At 66.0% G+C, this 19,729-nt stretch carries 15 protein-coding genes; 8 read left to right on the top strand and 7 right to left on the bottom strand.

Annotated features, from left to right (window positions below; translation table 11 throughout):
- Positions 1-47: 47 nt before the first annotated feature.
- Positions 48-2,417 (top strand): FHA domain-containing protein, encoded by a 2,370-nt coding sequence (locus tag ACTXG5_RS13115; RefSeq protein ID WP_445164047.1) that lies wholly within the window; start codon positions 48-50, stop codon positions 2,415-2,417.
- 6 nt (positions 2,418-2,423) lie between these two features.
- Here ACTXG5_RS13115 and ACTXG5_RS13110 read toward each other — a convergent pair whose 3' ends face one another.
- Positions 2,424-2,633, bottom strand: coding sequence for a hypothetical protein (locus ACTXG5_RS13110; protein WP_445164046.1), 210 nt, complete (start codon positions 2,631-2,633; stop codon positions 2,424-2,426).
- Between the two features lie 224 nt (positions 2,634-2,857).
- On the opposite strand from ACTXG5_RS13110, the gene ACTXG5_RS13105 reads away from it, so the two are divergent.
- Positions 2,858-4,762, top strand: a complete 1,905-nt coding sequence (locus ACTXG5_RS13105) for a serine/threonine-protein kinase PknH/PknJ (RefSeq protein WP_445164045.1) — start codon at positions 2,858-2,860, stop codon at positions 4,760-4,762.
- Positions 4,763-4,819: 57 nt separating this feature from the next.
- Here ACTXG5_RS13105 and ACTXG5_RS13100 read toward each other — a convergent pair whose 3' ends face one another.
- Together ACTXG5_RS13100 and ACTXG5_RS13095 are read right to left on the bottom strand one after the other, a co-directional pair.
- Positions 4,820-5,395 (bottom strand): hypothetical protein, encoded by a 576-nt coding sequence (locus tag ACTXG5_RS13100; RefSeq protein ID WP_445164044.1) that lies wholly within the window; start codon positions 5,393-5,395, stop codon positions 4,820-4,822.
- 286 nt (positions 5,396-5,681) lie between these two features.
- Positions 5,682-6,830: an adenylate/guanylate cyclase domain-containing protein gene (locus ACTXG5_RS13095; RefSeq protein ID WP_445164043.1), complete on the bottom strand. Its 1,149-nt coding sequence runs from the start codon at positions 6,828-6,830 to the stop codon at positions 5,682-5,684.
- Between the two features lie 25 nt (positions 6,831-6,855).
- Between ACTXG5_RS13095 and ACTXG5_RS13090 the strand changes: the two genes are divergently transcribed.
- Entirely contained in the window at positions 6,856-7,350 is a 495-nt protein-coding gene (locus ACTXG5_RS13090) for a DNA-deoxyinosine glycosylase (RefSeq protein WP_445164042.1), read from the top strand.
- Here the strand turns inward: ACTXG5_RS13090 and ACTXG5_RS13085 are convergent.
- On the bottom strand, positions 7,345-8,733 hold the full coding sequence (locus ACTXG5_RS13085) for an amidase (RefSeq protein ID WP_445164041.1): 1,389 nt from the start codon (positions 8,731-8,733) through the stop codon (positions 7,345-7,347). The two genes, ACTXG5_RS13090 and ACTXG5_RS13085, sit on opposite strands and share 6 nt — an antisense overlap.
- A 132-nt stretch (positions 8,734-8,865) precedes the next feature.
- On the opposite strand from ACTXG5_RS13085, the gene ACTXG5_RS13080 reads away from it, so the two are divergent.
- From ACTXG5_RS13080 to ACTXG5_RS13070, 3 genes are all read left to right on the top strand, one after another.
- Positions 8,866-9,294 (top strand): HIT family protein, encoded by a 429-nt coding sequence (locus ACTXG5_RS13080; RefSeq protein ID WP_445164040.1) that lies wholly within the window; start codon positions 8,866-8,868, stop codon positions 9,292-9,294.
- 10 nt (positions 9,295-9,304) lie between these two features.
- Positions 9,305-9,754, top strand: coding sequence for a nitroreductase family deazaflavin-dependent oxidoreductase (locus ACTXG5_RS13075; protein ID WP_445164039.1), 450 nt, complete (start codon positions 9,305-9,307; stop codon positions 9,752-9,754).
- Positions 9,755-9,863: 109 nt separating this feature from the next.
- Positions 9,864-13,856, top strand: coding sequence for a diguanylate cyclase domain-containing protein (locus ACTXG5_RS13070; RefSeq protein WP_445164038.1), 3,993 nt, complete (start codon positions 9,864-9,866; stop codon positions 13,854-13,856).
- A gap of 3 nt (positions 13,857-13,859) precedes the next feature.
- On the opposite strand, the gene ACTXG5_RS13065 is transcribed toward ACTXG5_RS13070, so the two are convergent.
- From ACTXG5_RS13065 to ACTXG5_RS13055, 3 genes are read right to left on the bottom strand one after another with little or no spacing between them, the layout of a single operon-like run.
- Positions 13,860-14,891, bottom strand: a complete 1,032-nt coding sequence (locus tag ACTXG5_RS13065; protein ID WP_445164037.1) for an LLM class flavin-dependent oxidoreductase — start codon at positions 14,889-14,891, stop codon at positions 13,860-13,862.
- A 38-nt stretch (positions 14,892-14,929) separates the two neighbouring features.
- The gene (locus tag ACTXG5_RS13060; protein ID WP_445164036.1) at positions 14,930-16,060 is read right to left on the bottom strand and encodes an FAD-binding protein; all 1,131 of its coding nucleotides are present in this window, start codon (positions 16,058-16,060) and stop codon (positions 14,930-14,932) included.
- Positions 16,057-16,893, bottom strand: a complete 837-nt coding sequence (locus ACTXG5_RS13055) for a uracil-DNA glycosylase (RefSeq protein ID WP_445164035.1) — start codon at positions 16,891-16,893, stop codon at positions 16,057-16,059. Before ACTXG5_RS13055 ends, ACTXG5_RS13060 begins: the two co-directional genes overlap by 4 nt.
- Before the next feature lie 72 nt (positions 16,894-16,965).
- On the opposite strand from ACTXG5_RS13055, the gene ACTXG5_RS13050 reads away from it, so the two are divergent.
- Positions 16,966-18,213 (top strand): MFS transporter, encoded by a 1,248-nt coding sequence (locus tag ACTXG5_RS13050; protein WP_445164034.1) that lies wholly within the window; start codon positions 16,966-16,968, stop codon positions 18,211-18,213.
- Between the two features lie 69 nt (positions 18,214-18,282).
- Positions 18,283-19,602, top strand: a complete 1,320-nt coding sequence (locus tag ACTXG5_RS13045; protein ID WP_445164401.1) for an FAD-binding oxidoreductase — start codon at positions 18,283-18,285, stop codon at positions 19,600-19,602.
- Positions 19,603-19,729 lie beyond the last annotated feature (127 nt).

Genomic DNA, 19,729 nt, shown 5'->3' with positions numbered 1-19,729 from the left:
TCATCCGGCCCAACAACATTGGCTAGCTAATACAGCGGAGGCTATGCGTGGACGACAGGACCGATATGGTCACCACCATCCCCAGGTTGGAACTGCGGGCCGGTGGACGTACCTGGCAGGCCACCGGTGGCCGGTCCTGGAGCATTGGCCGCGCATACGAAGCCGACATCCAGCTGGAGAACCCGAGAGTGTCGCGCCACCATGCGGTGCTGCAACCGACACCCGCGGGGTGGGTCCTGGTCAACCGCAGCAGCAACGGGATGTTCGTTAACGGGCAGCGAGTGGAGAGTCTGACGATAAGCCAGCCGATCACCGTCGTGCTGGGGTCGGCGTCCTCCGGGCAGGCGCTGGAGGTCTGCCCCGTTGCCCAACGGCCCAGCCCCCCCGGGACACAACCCGTTGCACCGCCGACACGACCGGTCGGCGAGACCACGGTTGCCCGGCCACCGACCGCGGTGCACACAATGGACCAGGTACTCATCGGGATTGGCCGCGCCACCGATAACACCGTCGTGCTCGACGACTTGCTGGTCTCCCGCCACCATGCGGTGTTGCGACGCTCCGGCAATCAGTGGGAACTCGTAGACAGCAACAGCGCCAACGGAACCTACGTCAACGGCAACCGGATTAATCGCGCGATCATCGGACCGGACGACATGGTCGGCATCGGCCACACGCTGCTGCACCTGTCCGGTGACCGGCTCGTGGAACACGTCGACATCGGCGATGTGTCGTATGAGGCGTCGAACCTGCGGGTCTCCACCAACAAGGGCAAGGTGTTGCTGGCCAATATCAGTTTCGCCCTGCCGCAACGGTGCTTCATGGCGGTGGTGGGGCCAAGCGGCGCAGGGAAATCCACGCTGTTGGGCGCATTGACCGGGTTCCGCCCCGCCGGCAGCGGCGAGGTCCGATACGACAATCGAGACCTCTACCAGAACTACGCCGAGCTCCGACACCGGATTGGCTTCGTACCGCAGGACGACATCCTGCACACACCGCTGACCGTGCGCCGTGCGCTGAATTATGCTGCACGACTACGATTTCCGCACGACGTCTCCGCCAAGGAACGAAAGCAGCGCATCGACGAAGTCCTCAACGAGCTCGGACTGGCAGCGCATGCCAATCAACGGATCGACAGTTTGTCCGGCGGTCAGCGCAAACGAACCAGCGTGGCGCTGGAGCTGCTGACCAAACCATCGCTGCTGTTCCTCGACGAGCCCACGTCGGGCCTTGACCCGGGGTACGAGAAATCCGTCATGCAGACCCTGCGCGCGCTGGCCGACGACGGCCGGTCCGTAGTGGTGGTCACCCATAACACCGCGCAGCTGAATCTGTGCGACCGGCTGCTCATCTTGGCGCCGGGCGGGCGGCTGGCCTATTTCGGTCCGCCGCAACAAGCGCTGAGCTACTTCGGTTGCAGCGACTTCGCCGACCTGTTCAACCTTCTCGAACACGACACCACGACCGACTGGACCGGCCGGTACGTCGCGTCGCCCATTCATGGAGCCCTGACCGGGCCACACGCCGTCCTCAAAGCCGCAAAACCGGCAACGCGGGCCGCGAAGCCGGTCGCCCAGCAGAGCGCGTTCGCCCAGTTCACCACCCTGTGCCGGCGGTATCTGGCGGTCATCGGCGCCGATCGCCAGTATTCGGTGACCCTGCTGATCCTGCCGCTGCTGCTGAGTCTGTTCGCGCACGCCGTCCCGGGCAAGGCCGGGTTGTCGCTGACCAAGGCCATCGAGACGAAGTCCACCCAGCCCTCTCAATTGCTGGTGTTGCTGATCATCGGTGGCGCGCTGATGGGCTGCGCCGCCTCGATCCGCGAAATCGTCAAGGAACGGGCCATCTATCAACGCGAACACGGCATCGGGTTGTCACGCGGCGCCTATCTGGCCTCCAAGGTGGTGGTCCTGACCGCGTTGACCACGCTGCAAGGGCTGATTCTCGGTTTCCTCGGAGTCGTGGGTCTACCCCCGCCGGACCAGGCCGTCGTCCTGCCGTGGCCCAGGGTCGAAGTGGCCGTAGCGGTGGTCGCCGTCACCGTGGTCTCGATGCTGATCGGTCTGCTGATTTCAGCGATAATCGGCAACGCCGACCGAGGCATGCCGCTGCTGGTGCTCGTGGTGATGGCCGAACTCGTGCTGTGCGGCGGGATGTTTGGGGTGCGAGGGCGCATCCCGCTGGAGCAGTTGGCCTGGCTATCGCCGTCCCGGTGGGCTTACGCGATGGCCGCCTCGACCATCGATCTCAACGATCTGCGCCGGACCGCGGCCGGCGACGAAGACCCGATGTGGGATTACGCCGCCAGTAGCTGGTGGATAGCCGTCGGCGCATGCGCCGTCCAGGCGATCGTGCTGGTGATCCTGCTCGCGGTGCGACTCAGACAGCTTGACCCGCAACGCAAAGCAGGCAAGTGACACTGCCTATGCGTGCTTGGCCACCAGCGGGAGCGCGCTGACAGCCAAAGAGCCGCAGGTCAATTGAACCGACAGCAGCCGGTACCCGACGTAATACACGCCGTATGACCAGGCCCGCTGGACGCTGGCGCGCCATTGCAGCGGCAACATCGCCGCGACACCGATCAAGGCAGCCATGACGGCGAGGTGAGCCTTGAAGTCGGTCCCGGTGGCCATGGAGCAAGGGTCTACCGACGTACTGCGGAGATCCTTGATGAATCCTTGGAACGCAGCGCACATTTGAGGGCCGCGGCACGCCCCGTCGATGTTTGCCGTTATCGAGCGCCCGACCAGGGCGACGCATACGGTCATGAGTGCTCACCGGGGGGTTGCGGCCGACGGGTCTGCCGGGAAATTGTTGATATGGTCGGCGGGTTCGCGGTTGGTTTGGAGGATCAGCGATGAGCGAGGAGCAGGGCTCACGGGCGGGGTCGACGTTCGGGCCCTACCACCTGAAACGGCTGCTGGGCCGGGGCGGGATGGGCGAGGTCTACGAGGCCGAGCACACCGTCAAAGAGTGGACGGTCGCGGTCAAGCTGATGTCGGACCAGTTCAGCCAGGACCCGGTCTTTCGCGAGCGGATGAAGCGCGAAGCGCGCACCGCGGGCCGTTTGCAGGAGCCGCACGTGGTGCCCATCCACGACTACGGCGAAATCGACGGAAAAATGTTCATGGAGATGCGCCTCGTCGAGGGCACCGACTTGGACAGCTTGCTCAAGCGGTACGGCCCGCTGACGCCGCCGCGCTCGGTGGCCATCATCACCCAGATCGCCTCGGCTCTCGACGCCGCCCACGCCGCGGGGGTCATGCACCGCGACGTTAAACCGCCCAACATCCTGGTCACCCGGGACGATTTCGCCTACCTGGTCGACTTCGGCATCGCCAGTGCCACCACCGACGAGAAACTCACCCAACTCGGCACGGCGGTAGGCACCTGGAAATACATGGCCCCGGAGCGATTCACCGGTGACGAAGTCACCTACCGCGCCGACATCTACGCGTTGGCCTGCGTGCTGCACGAATGCCTGACCGGGGCCCCGCCGTATCGCGCGGACAGCGCCGGCGTACTGGTCAAAGCCCACATGAGCGACCCGATCCCGCAGCCCAGCGCGGTGCGTTCCGGCATCCCCAAGGCCTTCGACTCGGTGATCGCCCGCGGCATGGCCAAAAAGCCCGAGGACCGCTACGCCAGTGCGGGCGATATGGCGCTGGCTGCCCACGAGGCACTCAGCACTCCGGATCAAGACCACGCCGACAACATCCTGCGGCGCAGCCAAGAAGCCACCCTGCCGGGCGTGCAGCCACCGACGATCGCGGCCACCGCGATCGCGCCTCCGGTGCAGCGGGCCAGCACACCGCCCCCGCCCCCGTCGCCGACACCGACGCCGTACCCCCGCCCGGGCCCGGGTTCGGGTCCGGTGCCACCGCCCGCGCAGACCCCTCGCCCCTGGGCACCCCAGAGCGGCCCCGTCCCCACCCCCAGCCAGCCCGCCCCCGGCCCGCAGTATTACCAAGGCAGCAGCGGCAACTGGGGCAGCCCGCCACCGGGCGGCCTCCCGCCCGCGCAACCCGTCAGCCCCACGCCGTGGGGCCTGGGACAGCAACCCCCGCCCAAGCCCAAACGCAACCCCTGGCCGATCATCGCCGCGGTCGCGGTTGTGCTCGTCGTCGTCGTGGGCGCCGTGGCGATTTGGCTGATCATTCCCGGCCCGAAGCCACCGCCCGATCCGATAGCGGCCACGCGTCTCAACTCGCTGCTACTGAGTTCCTCGGATATCAACTCCATCATGGGCGCAACGAACATCCAGCCCGGGAAACCGATCACGTCGATGGGCACGTCGACGATGACGGTGTCGGTACCGGACTGCCAGGGAGCGCTCTACACGACTCAGGATCCGGTGTACGCCGGCAGCGGCTTCACCGGCATCAACGGACTGGTATCCCAAGAGCCGGGAGACAACAACGACCATTGGGTCAACCAGGCCGTGGTGGCGTTTCCGACCGCCGACAAGGCCAAGGCGTTCCTGCAGACCTCGCTAGACAAATGGAAGAACTGCGCCGGCCAGACCGTGACGGTCACGAACAGTTCGAGCAAGACCTATCGGTGGACTTTTGCCCCAATCCAGGGCAGCCCACCGAAGGTATCGGTGCTGCAGACTCAGGAGGGCGCCGACGGCTGGGAGTGCGAGCACGCGATGGGTGTGGCGAACAACGTGATCATCGACACCAACGCGTGCGGGTACCACATCAGCGATCAGGCCGGCCAGATCACTGACAAGATCATCGACAAGGTCAACAGCGTCTAGCGACGGTCATTCGACACCGAAGTACCACCAATGCCGAAGCGGCACTGCGGCATTGGCTCAAGCTTCCAGGTCTGGCCCCTGCGCGCGTACATCGTCGACCGCCGACATGGCGTTGCGCAGCTTGGCCAGCCATTCCTCGGTGTGTTCACCGACAAGCTTGACCGACCACGCCAGTGCATCGGCGCGGGACCGTGCGACACCGGCGTCTACCAACGTGTCAAGCACCTGGCGTTCCGGTTGCTTCAAGCGCGTCATCACAGGAACTGCGATGTGCGTGAACAGAATTCGCTCGGTGCCCTCTTTAGAGACAATCTCCAAGCCCCAGGAAACCTTGCGTCCGTAGCGATCCTGAGCTTCGTCGGCGATGCTCATTCGCTCGGAACGCGTCTCCTCACGGAACCGCGAGGCCCGGCCCTCGGCGCGCGCCCCGCTCTCGTCCTCCCCGGCGCTGTCGGCAAGCTTGCCGACCACCGTGATCTCTTCGCGGTCGACGACGACCGTCGGGTCGCCGTCGAACCAGGATTCGGGTAGGCGTCCGGCGAACCATTCCGCCGCGCCGCTGGCGTCGGGTTGCTGCGCTTGCTGCCAGCCCCCCGGGCGACCGTGTCGCCTTGAGGTGTGATGTGATTTCATAATTACATGATTACACCGTTACATGTGCAATGCGTAGCGGCTTCGCCCGCAGCGAACGTCAGATGGTCGCGAAAGTTCGCGATTGCGGAATCGCAAAACCGTTGAAATGGCCCGCTCAACGGCGTATTTTTGGGAGCGAAGCAGGCCCGGAAGCGGCCGAGTCAAAGAACCGGCAGAGGGGAAGGAGCCGGCCGCGTCGGACCGTGTCAGACGCCCCCCAGAGCCGCCCGGGCCTGCCTAAACGTTCACCGATTCAGGACAAAAGTCAGCGCCCCGACTTGGCCGGTCAGTCGTTGTCGCCGGAGTAACCGCCCCGGCGGACCCGGAAAAGCTTGACTTCGTTCTTGACGCCCTTGAGGCGACGTGCACCCGCAAAAGATCCGGAAAACTCCCCGGATTCACCGACCGCCTCCCACACGGAATCGGCGACCAGCACGGTGCCGGCGCGCGCCACCCCGGTGACTCGGCTTGCCACGTTGACCGGGCTGCCGAACCAGTCGCCGGCCCGGCTCACCGCCATTCCTGAGGAGACGCCCGCTCGCAGCCGGGGAAAGTCGTTGTCGGTGTCGACGGCCTCGACGAGCTTCAACACGACGTCGAGCAACGGCGCAGGCTCCGGGCAGACGAACATCACCGCGTCCCCGATGGTTTTGATGAACCGGACCGGCGGGGCCGTCACGTCGCGAGCCAGGCCCGCCAACCTGCTGGCGAGCTGACCCAGCTCCTCGGGTGACACCACTTCGCCCAGCCGGGTGAATCCGACGAGGTCGGCGAAGGCAACGGTGACCTCGCGCGCTCCCGGCAATGGTTTGCCCGCGGCCCGCTCCGCGGCATTGACCGCTTCGGTCTCCATCATGTGGCGCAGCTGCATGAACAGCATTTGCTCGATCATCGGCCCAAGCTGCGGGGCAATCTGACTCACCAGCGCCTTCGACGCCTGGGCGACCTCGAGCTCGGCGGCGCCCGGGCGCATGATCGCCGCCAGCGCCGCATAACGCATGACTTCGGCGGCATGTGACAGACCTTCGGCGAGGACCCGCACGACGAGGACCACTTGATCGGGCTCCAAGCCCAGCTCCACGAACCGCTGGGCATATGCCGCAGCTTCACCGTCGGCGCGCATGTGGACCACCGCGTCGGGATCGTCCACGCGGGCCAGCCCGATGGCGCGCTGCACGCGCTGCAGCAGCATCAGGTCAATGCCGTACCGCTCGCTGATCTCGCGCGCCGACACGTAGGTACCGTCGTCGCCGATCAGGCGGCGGCTGGCCAGCAGCAGCGGCGGGTTGGTGGCGCGGATCTCGTCGGTGGTGATGCCCTGTTCCAGCAGCCACTGCACGAGCTCGGCGCGTTCCGCACGCGCGGTGCCCTCGACTCCGTCGAGCAGATCGTCGATGTTCTGGTCGACCCCGTCGTCCACGTGGTCAACGTACAACGCCGACGGGCCATGATGTGTTGTGATGACCGCGCCGCTTCTGCATGGGTTCCCGCCCGTCGTCGACGACCGCGCCGGGATACTGATCCTGGGCTCGTTTCCGAGCGCCCAGTCGCTGGTGGCACGACAGTATTACGCCAATCCACGAAATGCGTTCTGGCCCATCACCGCTGAGCTCTTCGGTTTCGACGAGAACGCGCCATACGAGTCCCGGCTGGCGGCGCTGCGATCGCACGGAGTCGCCCTATGGGACGTGCTACGCACCTGCCGCCGGGCCGGCAGCGCGGATTCCGCGATCGACCCGAAAAGCTTGGTGGTCAACGACTTTGCCGAGTTGTTCGCCAACTACCCCACCATCACGCGGGTTTACTTCAACGGCGCCAAAGCCGCCGAGCTGTATCGCAGGCTGGCACGGGCGGATCAGCGACTCCACTTCCACCGGCTACCGTCGACCAGTCCCGCCCATGCCACGCGGCCGGGCGTCAAGCTGGCGGCCTGGCGGGAGACTTTGCAGCTATGACACCGGCGGTCGGCGGTGGGCCCACGGTCGGGCCGCCTCGATCTGCGCAGACAGCGACAACAGCGTCGCTTCGTCGTACGGCCGGCCGACCAGTTGTACCGACAACGGCAGGCCGTCGCCGTCGAAGTCCCACGGCACCACCGCGGCGGGCTGACCCGTCACGTTCCAGGGCGTGAAGTAGGGAACCTTCTGGGCGACCAGCAGCAGCGTCGACACGGCCCCGCGGCGCCGGTAGGCACCGATGCGCGACGGGCCGTCCGCGGTACCCGGCGTGATGACGACGTCGACCTCATCGAAGATCGACTGGATCTTGGCGCTCACGCGCTCCTCGACGGCCCGCACGGCTGTCATCCTTCGGTCCGAGAAGAACGAGCCCATGCGTGCGATGTTGCGGGTGCGTGCTTCGAGCCGTTCCGGGTGAGCCTGCGATTCGGCATCGTCGTTGATGCCGCGCAGATAGCGGGGCAGGAAGTTGGCATAGAGCGAGACCAACGGATACGAAGGGTCGGCCGTGATGACCTCATGCCCCAGATCGCGGAGCAACGCACCGGCCTGGTCGACGGCCGCCAACTCTTCGCGACCGACTCGCTGCGGGAGCGTGGGGAGCTTGGTGCTCAACGCAATTCGCAGTTTGCCGGGATCGCGGGTGGCCGCGCCAACGAACTCGCCCTCGGGGCCGGCGATCGTGTTGGTGGCATCGAGAAACAGCGCTGCGTCCCGCACCGATCGTGCGATCGGACCGTTGACGCTCAGCCCGTACCACGCGTCGTCGTGCGGTTCCAGGGAGACGCGATCGCGCTGTGGTTTCAGGCCGAACAGGCCACACCAGCTGGACGGAATGCGAATCGAGCCGCCGCCGTCGGATCCCAGCGCCAGCGGGGCCAGTCCGGCGGCGACCGCAGCACCGCTCCCGCCGCTGCTTCCGCCCGGACTGCGCTGCGGGTTCCACGGGTTGCGGGTCGCGCCGAACGTCAGTGACTCGGTGAACGGGAAGATCATCAGCTCGGGCACATTGGTCTTGCCGATGATCACCGCGCCGGCCGCCCGCAACCGGCGGACCGCCTCCGCGTCGGAGGTCACCGGCGGACCGTGGCCGCCGCTGCCGCACGCCGTCACCTCGCCGGCGACGTCGACGTCATCCTTGATCGCGATCGGCACGCCGAGCAGCGGCAGCCGCTCGCCGGCGTCCAGGCGCTCCTGGGCCGCATACGCCTCTTCGCGCGCGCTGTCGGACAGCACCACGCGGTAGCAGCGCAGCTCGCTCTCCAGGCGAGCGATCCGGTCTAGGTAGACCTCGAGGAGGTCCGGCGCGCTGATTTCACCGTCGGCAAGCATCTTCGCCAGTGCGCCCGCACCGGCGAAGGCGAGTTCACGAGCGTCCATTGCCGCAGCGTAGCCCGCGCGACGCCGGTCGCCGTCTGGGTCGGTTGATCATGTGCGCAGACCGGCTCCAGCGGTGCGCATGCCGGCTCGGTCGCCAGATGGCCGTGTCGAGCAAACCAGTACGGTGGCGACATGTCCTGCGTGTTCTGTGCGATCGTCGCCGGGGAAGCTCCGGCAATCCGGATCTGCGAAGACGACGACTACCTGGCGATCCTTGACGTCCGCCCGTTCACGCGCGGCCACACCCTGGTGATCCCGAAACAGCACAGCGTGGATTTGACCGATACCCCGGCGCAGACGCTGGCCGAGATGATCACCATCGGCCAGCGGATCGCCCGTGCTGCCCGGGCGACGGAATTGGCCGACGCAACAAACATCGGCATCAACGACGGCAGCGCGGCTTTCCAGACGGTGTTCCACATCCACCTGCACGTGCTGCCCCGCCGCAACGGCGACAAGCTTTCGGTGGCCAAGGGAATGTTGCTGCGCCGGGACCCGGATCGGGAAGCCACCGGGCAAATCTTGCGCGACGCGCTGGCACGCATCGACGCCAGTCAGTAAGACTGGACGCATGAGCAATCTCACCCTGCTGGAGCGGCTGTTCCTCGCCCCCCTGCTGCAAATCCACGACACGCTCTACCGGAAAACCGACGGGCGGATCGGGCACCACGTACCCGGGATGCCGGATAGTTTGCTGTTGCACACGATCGGGGCGAAGACCGGCCAGCAGCGCTCCTCAACATTGACCTACGTCAAGGACGGCAACTCGTACCTGATCGTGGCGTCCTACGGCGGTAGCGATAAAGCCCCCGGGTGGTATCACAACCTGCGCAAGCGTCCGGAGTGCGAAATCAACGTCGGCCCCAAACGATTTCCGGTCACCGCACGCAGCATCACCCCCGACGATGCCGACTATGCGCGGCTGTGGGAGCTCGTCAACAAGAACAACAGCAACCGGTACGACGGCTACCAGACCCGGACGTCGCGCCCCATCCCGATCGTCGCGTTGACGCCTGCCTAATCGCACCAAGCCGCACAAAAGCACCAACTTGCACAAATAGACGTTTATCCTGCCCTAGCAGTGGTGAAGCCTTGACGCGTTCACCACGCGCCGATCGGGTGGAGCAGCTATGAATCGCTGGGCGGGAAATCCGTGGCAGCGGCTCGGGCTGTCGCCTCGGGTGGGGTGGATCGTCGTCGGCGCATACGCGGTGGCGACGGCGCTGGTCGCACTCTCGTGGCTCCGGGGATGGAAGGGCGCCGACGGGACTCGGCCGGTCGACGAAGGTGCGACGCTGGCATGTCTGCTGCTCGCGGCGGCAGCTGCCGGCTACGCCGCCCGCTTCGCCGTCGCCCGCCGCAGAATCGCATGGCTGGCGATGGTGGCCGCCCTGCTGGGCTGGGCGGCAGGCGAGGTCATCTGGGCGGTCTATGACGTGCGTCCGGACCTCGATCACGCCACCCACCCGGCCGCGGCGGAGTTCGTCCTGCTCGTCTGGCCGGTCGGAGCCATGGCGTCGTTGCTGCTGTTATCCCACCTGAATCGGCACAGCCAACGGCGACTGATGCTTGACGGTCTCATCCTGGCCACGTCTCTGTTCGTGGTCTCCTGGGTATTCGTCCTGGGTCAACAGCTGCGCGAAGGCAGGGGCTCGCAGCTCGCGACGGTCGCTGAGATTTTCAACGATGTCGCGCTCTTGACGACGGCGATCTTGATGCTGTCGCGGGGCCAGCCCGGTGAGCGGCCTTCCAGGAGCCTGGTGGCCTGCGGAACCGCGACGATCAGTGTTGCCGACATCGCGACGGTGTTCGATACCGGGATAGGCAGCTACCAGGTCACCGATCTCGGCAGCCTGGGCCGAGTGGTCGGACTGGGAATGATCGCGCTGGGCGCCGTGTCCAGCGTGAACGAGCCCCCCACCGCGACGGCGGCGGCGCGGAATGTGGCGCTATCGCGCGCCCTGCTGACGTTGCCCTACGTACCGTTGCTGCTGGCCGCGGCGGTCGGACTGGGCCACGCAGTCAACCTGATGGCACACGGGCCGATGCTCATCGCGCTCGGGATTCTCGCCGGCGCGGTGCTCGCCCGGCAATTCCTGGTGCTCGTCGAAAATCAGAAGTTGTTGACTGAGGTGGCCTGGGAAGCATTTCGGGACAGCCTGACCGGGCTGCCCAATCGCGCCCACTTCCTCCATCGATTGGACGAAGCCGTGGCTCGCCGAAGTCACGACAGCGCGCCGATTGCGGTGTTGTGCCTTGATCTGGACAACTTCAAAGCGGTCAACGACGGGTTGGGGCACCCCGCGGGCGACGAACTTCTTATCCGGGTCGCCGGACGGCTCACCGCTGCGCTACACGAAAACGGCCTCATTGCCCGCCTCGGGGGTGACGAATTCGCGGTACTGCTCGAGAGTTCCGTCGAAGAATCCCAAGCGGCGGCGCAGGATGTCCTCGAGGCGTTCAGCGCCCCGATCGTGATCGACGGCGTTCCGGTCGCGATTCGACCGAGCATCGGCTTCACAGTGGCCACCGCCGGCACGGCATGCACCGTCGATCAGCTCCTCCGGCACGCCGACCTGGCCATGTATACCGCCAAACGCGAAGGCGGCCAATGTGTCCGCAGCTTTGTGCCGGATATTCCGTTCTCCTACACATTCCCGCGGTCGACCGACTCGTTGGCATCGACCTTTCCGGACAGACTGGCGGGCTGGGCGCCCATTTCGGCAGCTGCGTCGGTCCACCCAGCCGCTGCGGGGCGATCTGGCTCGGCACGCACTGTGCGGACGAAGACGAAAATTGCGGCGCCGACACATGACAAACCGCGGGGTTCGCCCGACGGCGTACGATGGCCGCCGAAGCCAATCCGGATTGCCTTGGCGCTGTTGGCGATCGGCGTGATCGTCTTCACCGCGACAAGCGTTTTGGGTCCACATGCCAACCGCGATGCATTTTTCAGCGAAACGTTGTACTCAGCGTTGAATCTGTTGGCAGCCGCGCTGATTGCCCTGCGCGCTTACCGTGTGGCGACCGACCGTTGGGCCTGGCTTCTGATCGCGGTCGGCATGACGTTCTCGGCGATAGGTGACGTCGTCTACCAGGGATGGGTACCCGACGGACAGTCCCCGTCGGCCGCCGACCCGGAGTACCTCGCTTTCTATCCGTTCGTCTATCTCGGGCTGCTGTTGCTGATGCGGGCACGCCTGGCATCGGTACCGATTCCGATCCGCCTCGACCCCCTGGTATGCGGTCTGGCCATGGCCGGGCTGGCCGTGGCGCTGCAGGCGGGACCCCTCCACGCGGCCGCGGATCGCGCACCACAAACCGTTCTGGTCGGCCTGCTCTACCCGTGGGGCGATCTGGTCTTGTTGGCCATGGCTGCAGGAATGTTGCCAACAATTCTCTGGCGCAACGAATTCCAGTGGGCCCTGCTTGCTGCGGGGTTGATGGGGTTTGCGGTCGCGGACACCGTGTACCTTTTCGAGACCGCTGCGGACTCGTACCGGGTTGGCACCACACTCGACGCCTTCTGGCCCGCGTCGTCGCTACTGCTGGCAATGGCGAGCTGGGCGCCCAGGTCATCGGTGAAAACTGCGCCGAAACGTGGATTTCGCAGCTACGCCGTGCCGGTAGCGTGGGCACTCGTTGCTCTCGGAGTTGCTGTCTGGGATCAAAACTCGCGATTCGCGGCGGCTCTGGCCGGGTTGAGTCTGATCACGGTCGCCGTGCGATTTTCGCTCACCTTCCGTGATGTCAGCATGATGGCCGACAGTTACCAGCACGCGATGACCGACGAATTGACCACGCTGCCCAACCGGCGGTCACTGGCGACGACCTTGACCACGTTGTCCGGCTTCGGGTTGGCGGGGTCCGAGTCGATACCGAGGACATCATCACACACAGCACTGCTGTTGGTGAATCTCTATGGGCTACAAGAGATCAACGACTCGATCGATGGCCAACTCAGCAACGAGCTGTTGCTCCATATCGCGAATCGACTTGCGAACAGCCTGCGACGTGAGGATCTGCTCGCCCGAGTGGGTGAGGACGAATTCGCGATCCTGCTGACCAAGGGGGCGGACCTCGGCGGCGCACGCGCCCAAGCGGGCCTTGTGCTCGAGGCCCTGCGTGAACCGTTCGCGTTGGATCCGATCACTCTGCGAGTCGATGCGTGTGTCGCTATTGCGTTGTGCCCCGACCATTGTGAGCATCCGCAGGAGCTGCTCAGTCGCGCGGAGGCGGTGCTTCCGCACGCTAAATCCGCCATAAGCAGGATCGCGTTCTATGAAGCGACGTTGGAGGTGTCTCGCGAAAACGACGTCAACCTCATCGAGGAGTTGCGCACCGCGCTATTAGAGGGCGACGAGCCGACGGTGTATTACCAGCCCAAAATCAACGCGGGCGACGGCAGTGTCCACAGCGTTGAGGCGCTGCTGCGTTGGAACCACCCCAGCCGTGGATTGCTGCAGCCCGAGGAGTTCCTACCCGCCGCCGAACGCGCCGGGCTGATGCGCAAGGTGGCTAATCGAGCGCTCGCGCTCGCGCTCCAGCAGATCAGATCCTGGCGCGACGAAGGCATCGTCTCAACCGTCGCGGTGAACCTGGCGACGACGAACCTGCTCGATCTCGAACTTGTCGGCACGATCGAATGGCTACTGCGGACTCACGACTTGCCCGCCGACGCCCTCATCGTCGAGATCACCGAAAGCGCCCTGGTCGACTCGGTGCGGTCCCGCGATACGGTGACCGAACTGCAGCGCCTCGGTGTTCGCATCTCGCTCGACGACTATGGCACCGGGTGGTCGTCGCTGGCACGCCTGCAGGATGTCACGGTGGATGAGCTGAAACTCGACAGAATTTTCGTGGCGCGACTGGCCCAAGACGCGCGATCGGTCGCCATTGTGCGCTCCACGGTGGCGTTGGCAGACAGCCTCGGAGCAGACCTCGTCGCCGAGGGAGTTGAAGACGAGGTCACGTTGAGCGCACTGCAGCGGTTCGGCTGCAGCATCACCCAGGGGTTCGTGCACTGTCCGCCGGTGCCGCCGAGTGACCTCGAGGACTGGATCAGCAGCCGTGCGCCCCAGCTCAATTCGAGTCAATCCGAGCAGGCCAGCGTGTCGGACTGAGCGCTAGAACAATTCCTTGGCCAGCAGTTCCAGGGTTGTTACCCGCGCCGGGGCGGTAGCGGGGTCGGTGCCCCGGTGAGCGGATGCGACCGGGTGCACCATCACCTCGTCGACGCCGAATTGTTCGGCGAGAGCGCGCAACTGTTCGGCGGCCTCCGCCGGAGTCCCGAGGACAGCACGTTGCAGCCCACTGTCCACGATGTGCTGTTGCTGCGACGTCAGTTCCGCGACTTGGGCTTCCTCCACCAGAGGGACCGGACCCAGCGGCTGGCCGGTCCGCAGCCGCGCCATCATCTGCAGGTTAGGCACCATCAATGCCGTTGCCTCATCCCGTGTTTCGGCTACCGCCGCATTCACCGTCAAGAACGTGACCGGCTCCGACGCGTTGGCGCTGGGCTTGAATTGGGAGCGGTAGACCTCGAGTGCCTCTTCGGTCCCGTTGCCGGAGAAGTGATGTGCGAACACGTAGGGCAATCCCTTGGCGGCGGCCAAATGCGCCGAGTACATCGACGAGCCCAGCAGCCAGAGTCGCGGTTCGCTGGCCGCAGCCGGGGTGGCCTTGAGCCGATATTCGCCCGAGCGCAGCGGAACCAGCACGCCGCGCGCGCTCATCAGCGCGGCCACGTCGTCGAGGTACTCGGGGAAGTTCTCGATGTCGCGATCATCGCGGGCGCCGCGCAACGCGTATGACGTGACGGGGTCCGAGCCGGGCGCCCGGCCGATGCCCAGGTCGATTCGGCCCGGGGCGGCGGCTTCCAGCAGGGCGAACTGTTCGGCAACGGCCAGCGGCGCATGATTGGGCAGCATGACGCCGCCGGATCCGAGTCGCACTCGCGACGTCTGCGCGGCCAGATAGGCGAGCAGCACCGGCGGGCTGGTCGCGCCCACCGAAGGCATGTTGTGATGTTCGGCGACCCAGTAGCGAGTAAAGCCCAGACGGTCGGCGGTCTGCGCCAGCTGCACGGTGGCCGCCAGCGCATCGCCGGTCGACTGGTCGGTGCGTACCGGGACGAGATCGAGAACGGAAAGACGCACGATGCCCTCAACGCATCCGGGGCAGTGTTCGTTCCCGGTTAATAGTTGCTCGGCGTGATCGAGTTCACGATCGCCTCGAACTGCTCCTGCGATATGGGCGCACCACCGGGAATGTTGTCGGTGGCCAGAAACTGTGTGCGCTCGGTGTATCCGTGAAAGCGCTTGAAGTAGTTGGAGAAGCCGAGCCCGTGGTCGACCCAGTCGCCCTGGGTGGCGCGTTTGAGCTCGCCGGCGAGGATGTAGGCGCCCAGCAGCGCGACGCTGGTCCCCTGGCCCGACAACGGCGAGCAGCAGTACGCGGCGTCGCCCACCAGCGCGACTCGGCCGATCGACCAGTGATCCATCAGGATCTGCGCCATCTCGTCGTAGTAGAAATCCGGCGCGTTGCGCATGAACTGCAGCAGTTGCGGTCGCACCCAGCCGTCACCGGACATCCGCTCCTCCACCTCGGCGAATTGGGTTTCGGTGTCGCGGTAGTCGATCCGCAGTTCGGCGTCCATGAAGCCCAACATGGCGCGCGCCTCGGTGTTGTTGCGAGCGCTGTAGACCCCGGCCATCGTGGCGTCCCCGTAGTGCCACATCTGCCAGTAGTCCAGATCGAGGAAGTTGGGCACGGTGAAGATCGCGGCGTGCGTCCCGAGCCTTTTGATGAATCGCTCCTCAGGGCCGAAAACCAGTCGGCGCACGTTGGAGTGCAAACCGTCGGCGCCGATCACCAGATCGAAGCTGCGGGCTGGCGAGCGTTCAAAGGTCACATCGACGGCGGTACCACGGTTCTGGACAGCGGCGATGCTGTCGTCGAAGAGGTATTCGGTCGCGGGCTGCGTTGCCTCGTAAAGCAACTCGACTAAGTCGTCACGCAGCAGCTCGATGTCGGGGTTGTCGATGAGACCGCCGGTGGGCGTCGACTCGGTGTCCCGAGACAGCTCGTTGCCGTCGCTGTCGACGACGGAAGAGCCGCGAATCCCCGTCTTGCGGTCCGCGGCGGCGGCCAGCAACCCCATGCGGTCCAGCACGGTCAGCGCCGGACCCCGCACATCGATCGCCTGCCCACCCGGGCGCAGCCCGGGGTGCCGCTCCACGACCGTGACCGAATAGCCATGCTGCCCAAGCCAATACGCCAACGTCGTACCGGCGACACTGGCCCCGGAAATCAATACCTCGGTCACTTAATCCCTGCCAGCTTCTTGGCCTCAATGAAGACGTCGTCGAGCATTGCCGGGGTCAGCCTACCGGTGAACATGTTTTGCTGGCTCGGGTGGTAGCAACCCAGCAAACGCACACCCGACGGCAGCTCGGCCACGACGCCATGGCCGAACCGCGGCTTGGGCACCCCTCGAATTCCGGCTGCGCCCGGCAGTCGCAACGCGATCTGCCAGCCGAACCCGCCCAGGGCCACCACCACGCGGACGTGATCGGAGACCAACCGCCATTCGGCTTCCAGCCAGGGCCAGCAGGTGTCACGTTCGGCCGGGGTCGGAGCATTGGCCGGAGGCGCGCAGCGTACCGGTGCGGAGATCCGAATCTGCTTGGTCTGCAACCCATCCGCGGCGTCGACGCTGATCGGTTGGTTTACCAGCCCGGCCCGGTACAGCGCGGCGTAGAGTTGATCCCCGGACCGGTCGCCGGTGAACATCCGTCCGGTCCGGTTGGCGCCGTGCGCTGCTGGCGCCAACCCGACGATGAATAGCCGCGGCCGCTGCGATCCCCAGCCCGGTACCGGCCGGCCCCAATACGGTTGGTCGGCAAACGCTCGCCGTTTGGCGACAGCAACATCCTCGCGCCAGGTGACCAGCCGCGGGCAGGCGCGACAGACGCTGACCAACGCGTCCAGTTCCGGAATCGAGCCGGCCTCGCCGGCCAGCGCTGCGACCTGCGCGGCATCGGTGGCCTCGGGAGTCTGCGGCGTGGCCGGATCGCCGGGCCACCCGGTACCGGGCTGCACCGGCGAATCGAATGCCAATCCGGTATTCGGGTGAACAAGCACATGAACATCCTGCATTCAGCCGACGGTGACCACGAAATTTGGTGGCTCACAGGCTGGCTTTGGGGTTAAATTCTCCCGGCGATACCCATGAGACATTCCAGCCGCGGCCCGGCGCTTCTGATCCTGTTCGCCACGCTGATGGCGACCGCGGGTACCGGCATTTCGTTAGTTGCCTTCCCCTGGCTGGCGTTGCAGCACCGAGACAGCGCCGCCGACGCGTCGATCGTGGCCGCGGCCATGACGCTGCCACTGGTGCTCTCCACGCTGGTCGCCGGTACCGCGGTCGACTTTTTCGGGCGCCGCCGAATTTCGCTGATCTCCGATGCGCTGTCCGGCACGGCGGTGGCGGCCGTCCCGCTGATCGCCGGGTTGTCCGGTGCGGACGCGATCAACGTCGCCGAACTGGCCGTGCTGGCCTTCTTCTCGGCCGCTTTCGACCCGGCCGGCACAACAGCGCGCCAGTCGATGCTGCCCGAGGCCGCCGCCCGCGCCGGCTGGTCGCTGGACCGCACCAACAGCGTCTACGAAGCGATTCTCAACCTGGCCTACATCGTGGGACCGGGCATCGGCGGTTTGATGATCGCCACGGTTGGCGGCATCAACACGATGTGGATCACGGGCGGTTTCTTCGGGTTGTCCTTCCTCGCGATTGGTGCGCTGCGGCTCGAGGGAACCGGCAAGCCACACGACGCGACCCGGCCCGACGGGTTGGTGTCGGGGGTCGTCGAAGGAATGCGCTTTGTCTGGAACCTGCGGGTGCTACGGACGCTCGGGTTGATCGATCTCGTCGTCACCGCTCTGTACCTGCCGATGGAAAGCGTGCTGTTCCCCAAATACTTCAGCGACCGTCACCAACCCGCGCAGTTGGGCTGGGCGTTGATGGCGCTCGGGGTCGGTGGCGTGGTGGGCGCGCTCGGCTATGCCGGACTCTCGAAATACCTGCGGCGACGCACGGCCGTGCTGACCGCGACCCTCACCTTCGGTGCCGCGACGGCCGGCATCGCGTTCCTGCCACCGTTGCCGTTGATTCTGGTGCTGTGCGCGGTAACCGGCTTGGTCTACGGGCCGATCCAGCCGATCTACAACTACGTGATGCAGACCCGGGCTCCGCACCACCTACGCGGTCGAGTGGTCGGTGTGATGACGGGGCTGACCTTCGCCGCGGGCCCGTTGGGCTTGATGGTGGCCGGTCCCCTGGCCGACACCGCCGGGCTGCGGGCCACCTTCCTGACGTTGGCGGTGCCCATCATCGTGGTCGGCCTGATCGCGTGCGGGCTACCGTCGCTGCGCGAACTCGACCGCGTACCGGAGTTTGCCGACGAAAATGAGCCGTAAAATCAGCCCGTGAGCACCACAGTCAATGAAGACACGCTGGCGGCCCTGATCGCCGACCTACCCGATGGGATGGTGGTCACCGACCCCTCCATCACCGACGGCTACCGCCACGACCGCGCCTTCGACCCGTCGGCCGGCACACCGTTGGCCGTGGTCCGGGCGCGGTGCACCGAAGACGTCCAGACAGTGCTGCGCTGGGCCACCGCCAACCGGGTGGCGGTCGTGCCCCGCGGAGCCGGCACCGGCCTGTCCGGCGGGGCGACGGCGCTGGCCGGCGGGATCGTCTTGTCCACGGAAAAGATGCGCGACATCACCGTCGACCCCGTCACCCGCACCGCGGTATGCCAGCCCGGCCTGCTCAACGCCGAGGTCAAGAAGGCCGTCGCCGGATACGGCCTCTGGTATCCACCGGATCCGTCGTCGTACGAAATCTGCAGCATCGGCGGCAATGTCGCCACCAACGCCGGGGGTCTGTGCTGTGTGAAGTACGGCGTCACCACCGATTACGTGCTGGGCATGCAGGTGGTGCTGGCCGACGGGACCGCGGTACGCCTTGGCGGCCCGCGACTCAAGGACGTCGCGGGGCTGAGCCTGACCAAGCTCTTCGTCGGCAGCGAAGGCACGCTGGGCGTCGTCACGGAAGTGACGCTGCGGCTACTGCCCGCCCAAAACACGTCCAGCGTCGTGGTGGCCACGTTCGCGTCGCTGGAATCGGCGGTCGACGCGGTGCTCGGGGTCTCGGCGCGGTTGAGGCCCGCGATGCTGGAGTTCATGGATTCGGCGGCGATCAACGCCGTCGAGGACATCTTGCGGATGGACCTGGACCGCGGGGCGGCCGCGATGCTGGTCGCCGGTTCCGACGAGCGCGGCCGCGCCAGCGGTGAGGACGCCGAACTGATCGCGGCGATATTTGCCGAGAACAAGGCAACGGACGTTTTCACCACCGACGATCCGGACGAGGGCGAGGCGTTCGTCGCCGCGCGCCGGTTCTGTATCCCAGCGGTCGAGGCCAAGGGATCGCTAATGCTCGAAGACGTCGGGGTGCCGCTTCCGGCGCTGGGCAAGCTGGTGACCGGGATTGCCCACATCGCCGCGGAACACGACCTGATGATCTCGGTGATCGCGCACGCCGGTGACGGCAACACGCATCCGCTGATCGTGTACGACGCAGCCGATGCCGCGATGACCCAGCGGGCCCAGCTCGCGTTCGGCGAGATCATGGATCTGGCCGTCGGATTGGGCGGCACGATCACCGGTGAGCATGGGGTCGGTCGCTTGAAGCGGCCATGGCTGGACGGCTACCTCGGGTCCGAGGTGATGCAGCTGAACCAGCGCATCAAGCAGGCATTGGACCCGCTGGGGATCCTTAACCCCGGCGCGGCGATTTAGCGCTGGGCCTCCCTGGGCGCCGAGTGTGCGCGCTGGGCGTTGAGTGTGCGCTGACGGCGCGGTTTGTGCGCTGGGGGCGCCCTGGACGCACACTCGCGGCCGCAGGGTGTTGACATATCGATGCACT

The organism is Mycobacterium sp. Dal123C01 (assembly GCF_052566995.1).
The sequence above is the reverse complement of the archived record's forward strand: the minus strand, read 5'-3'. Positions and strand labels throughout refer to the sequence as shown.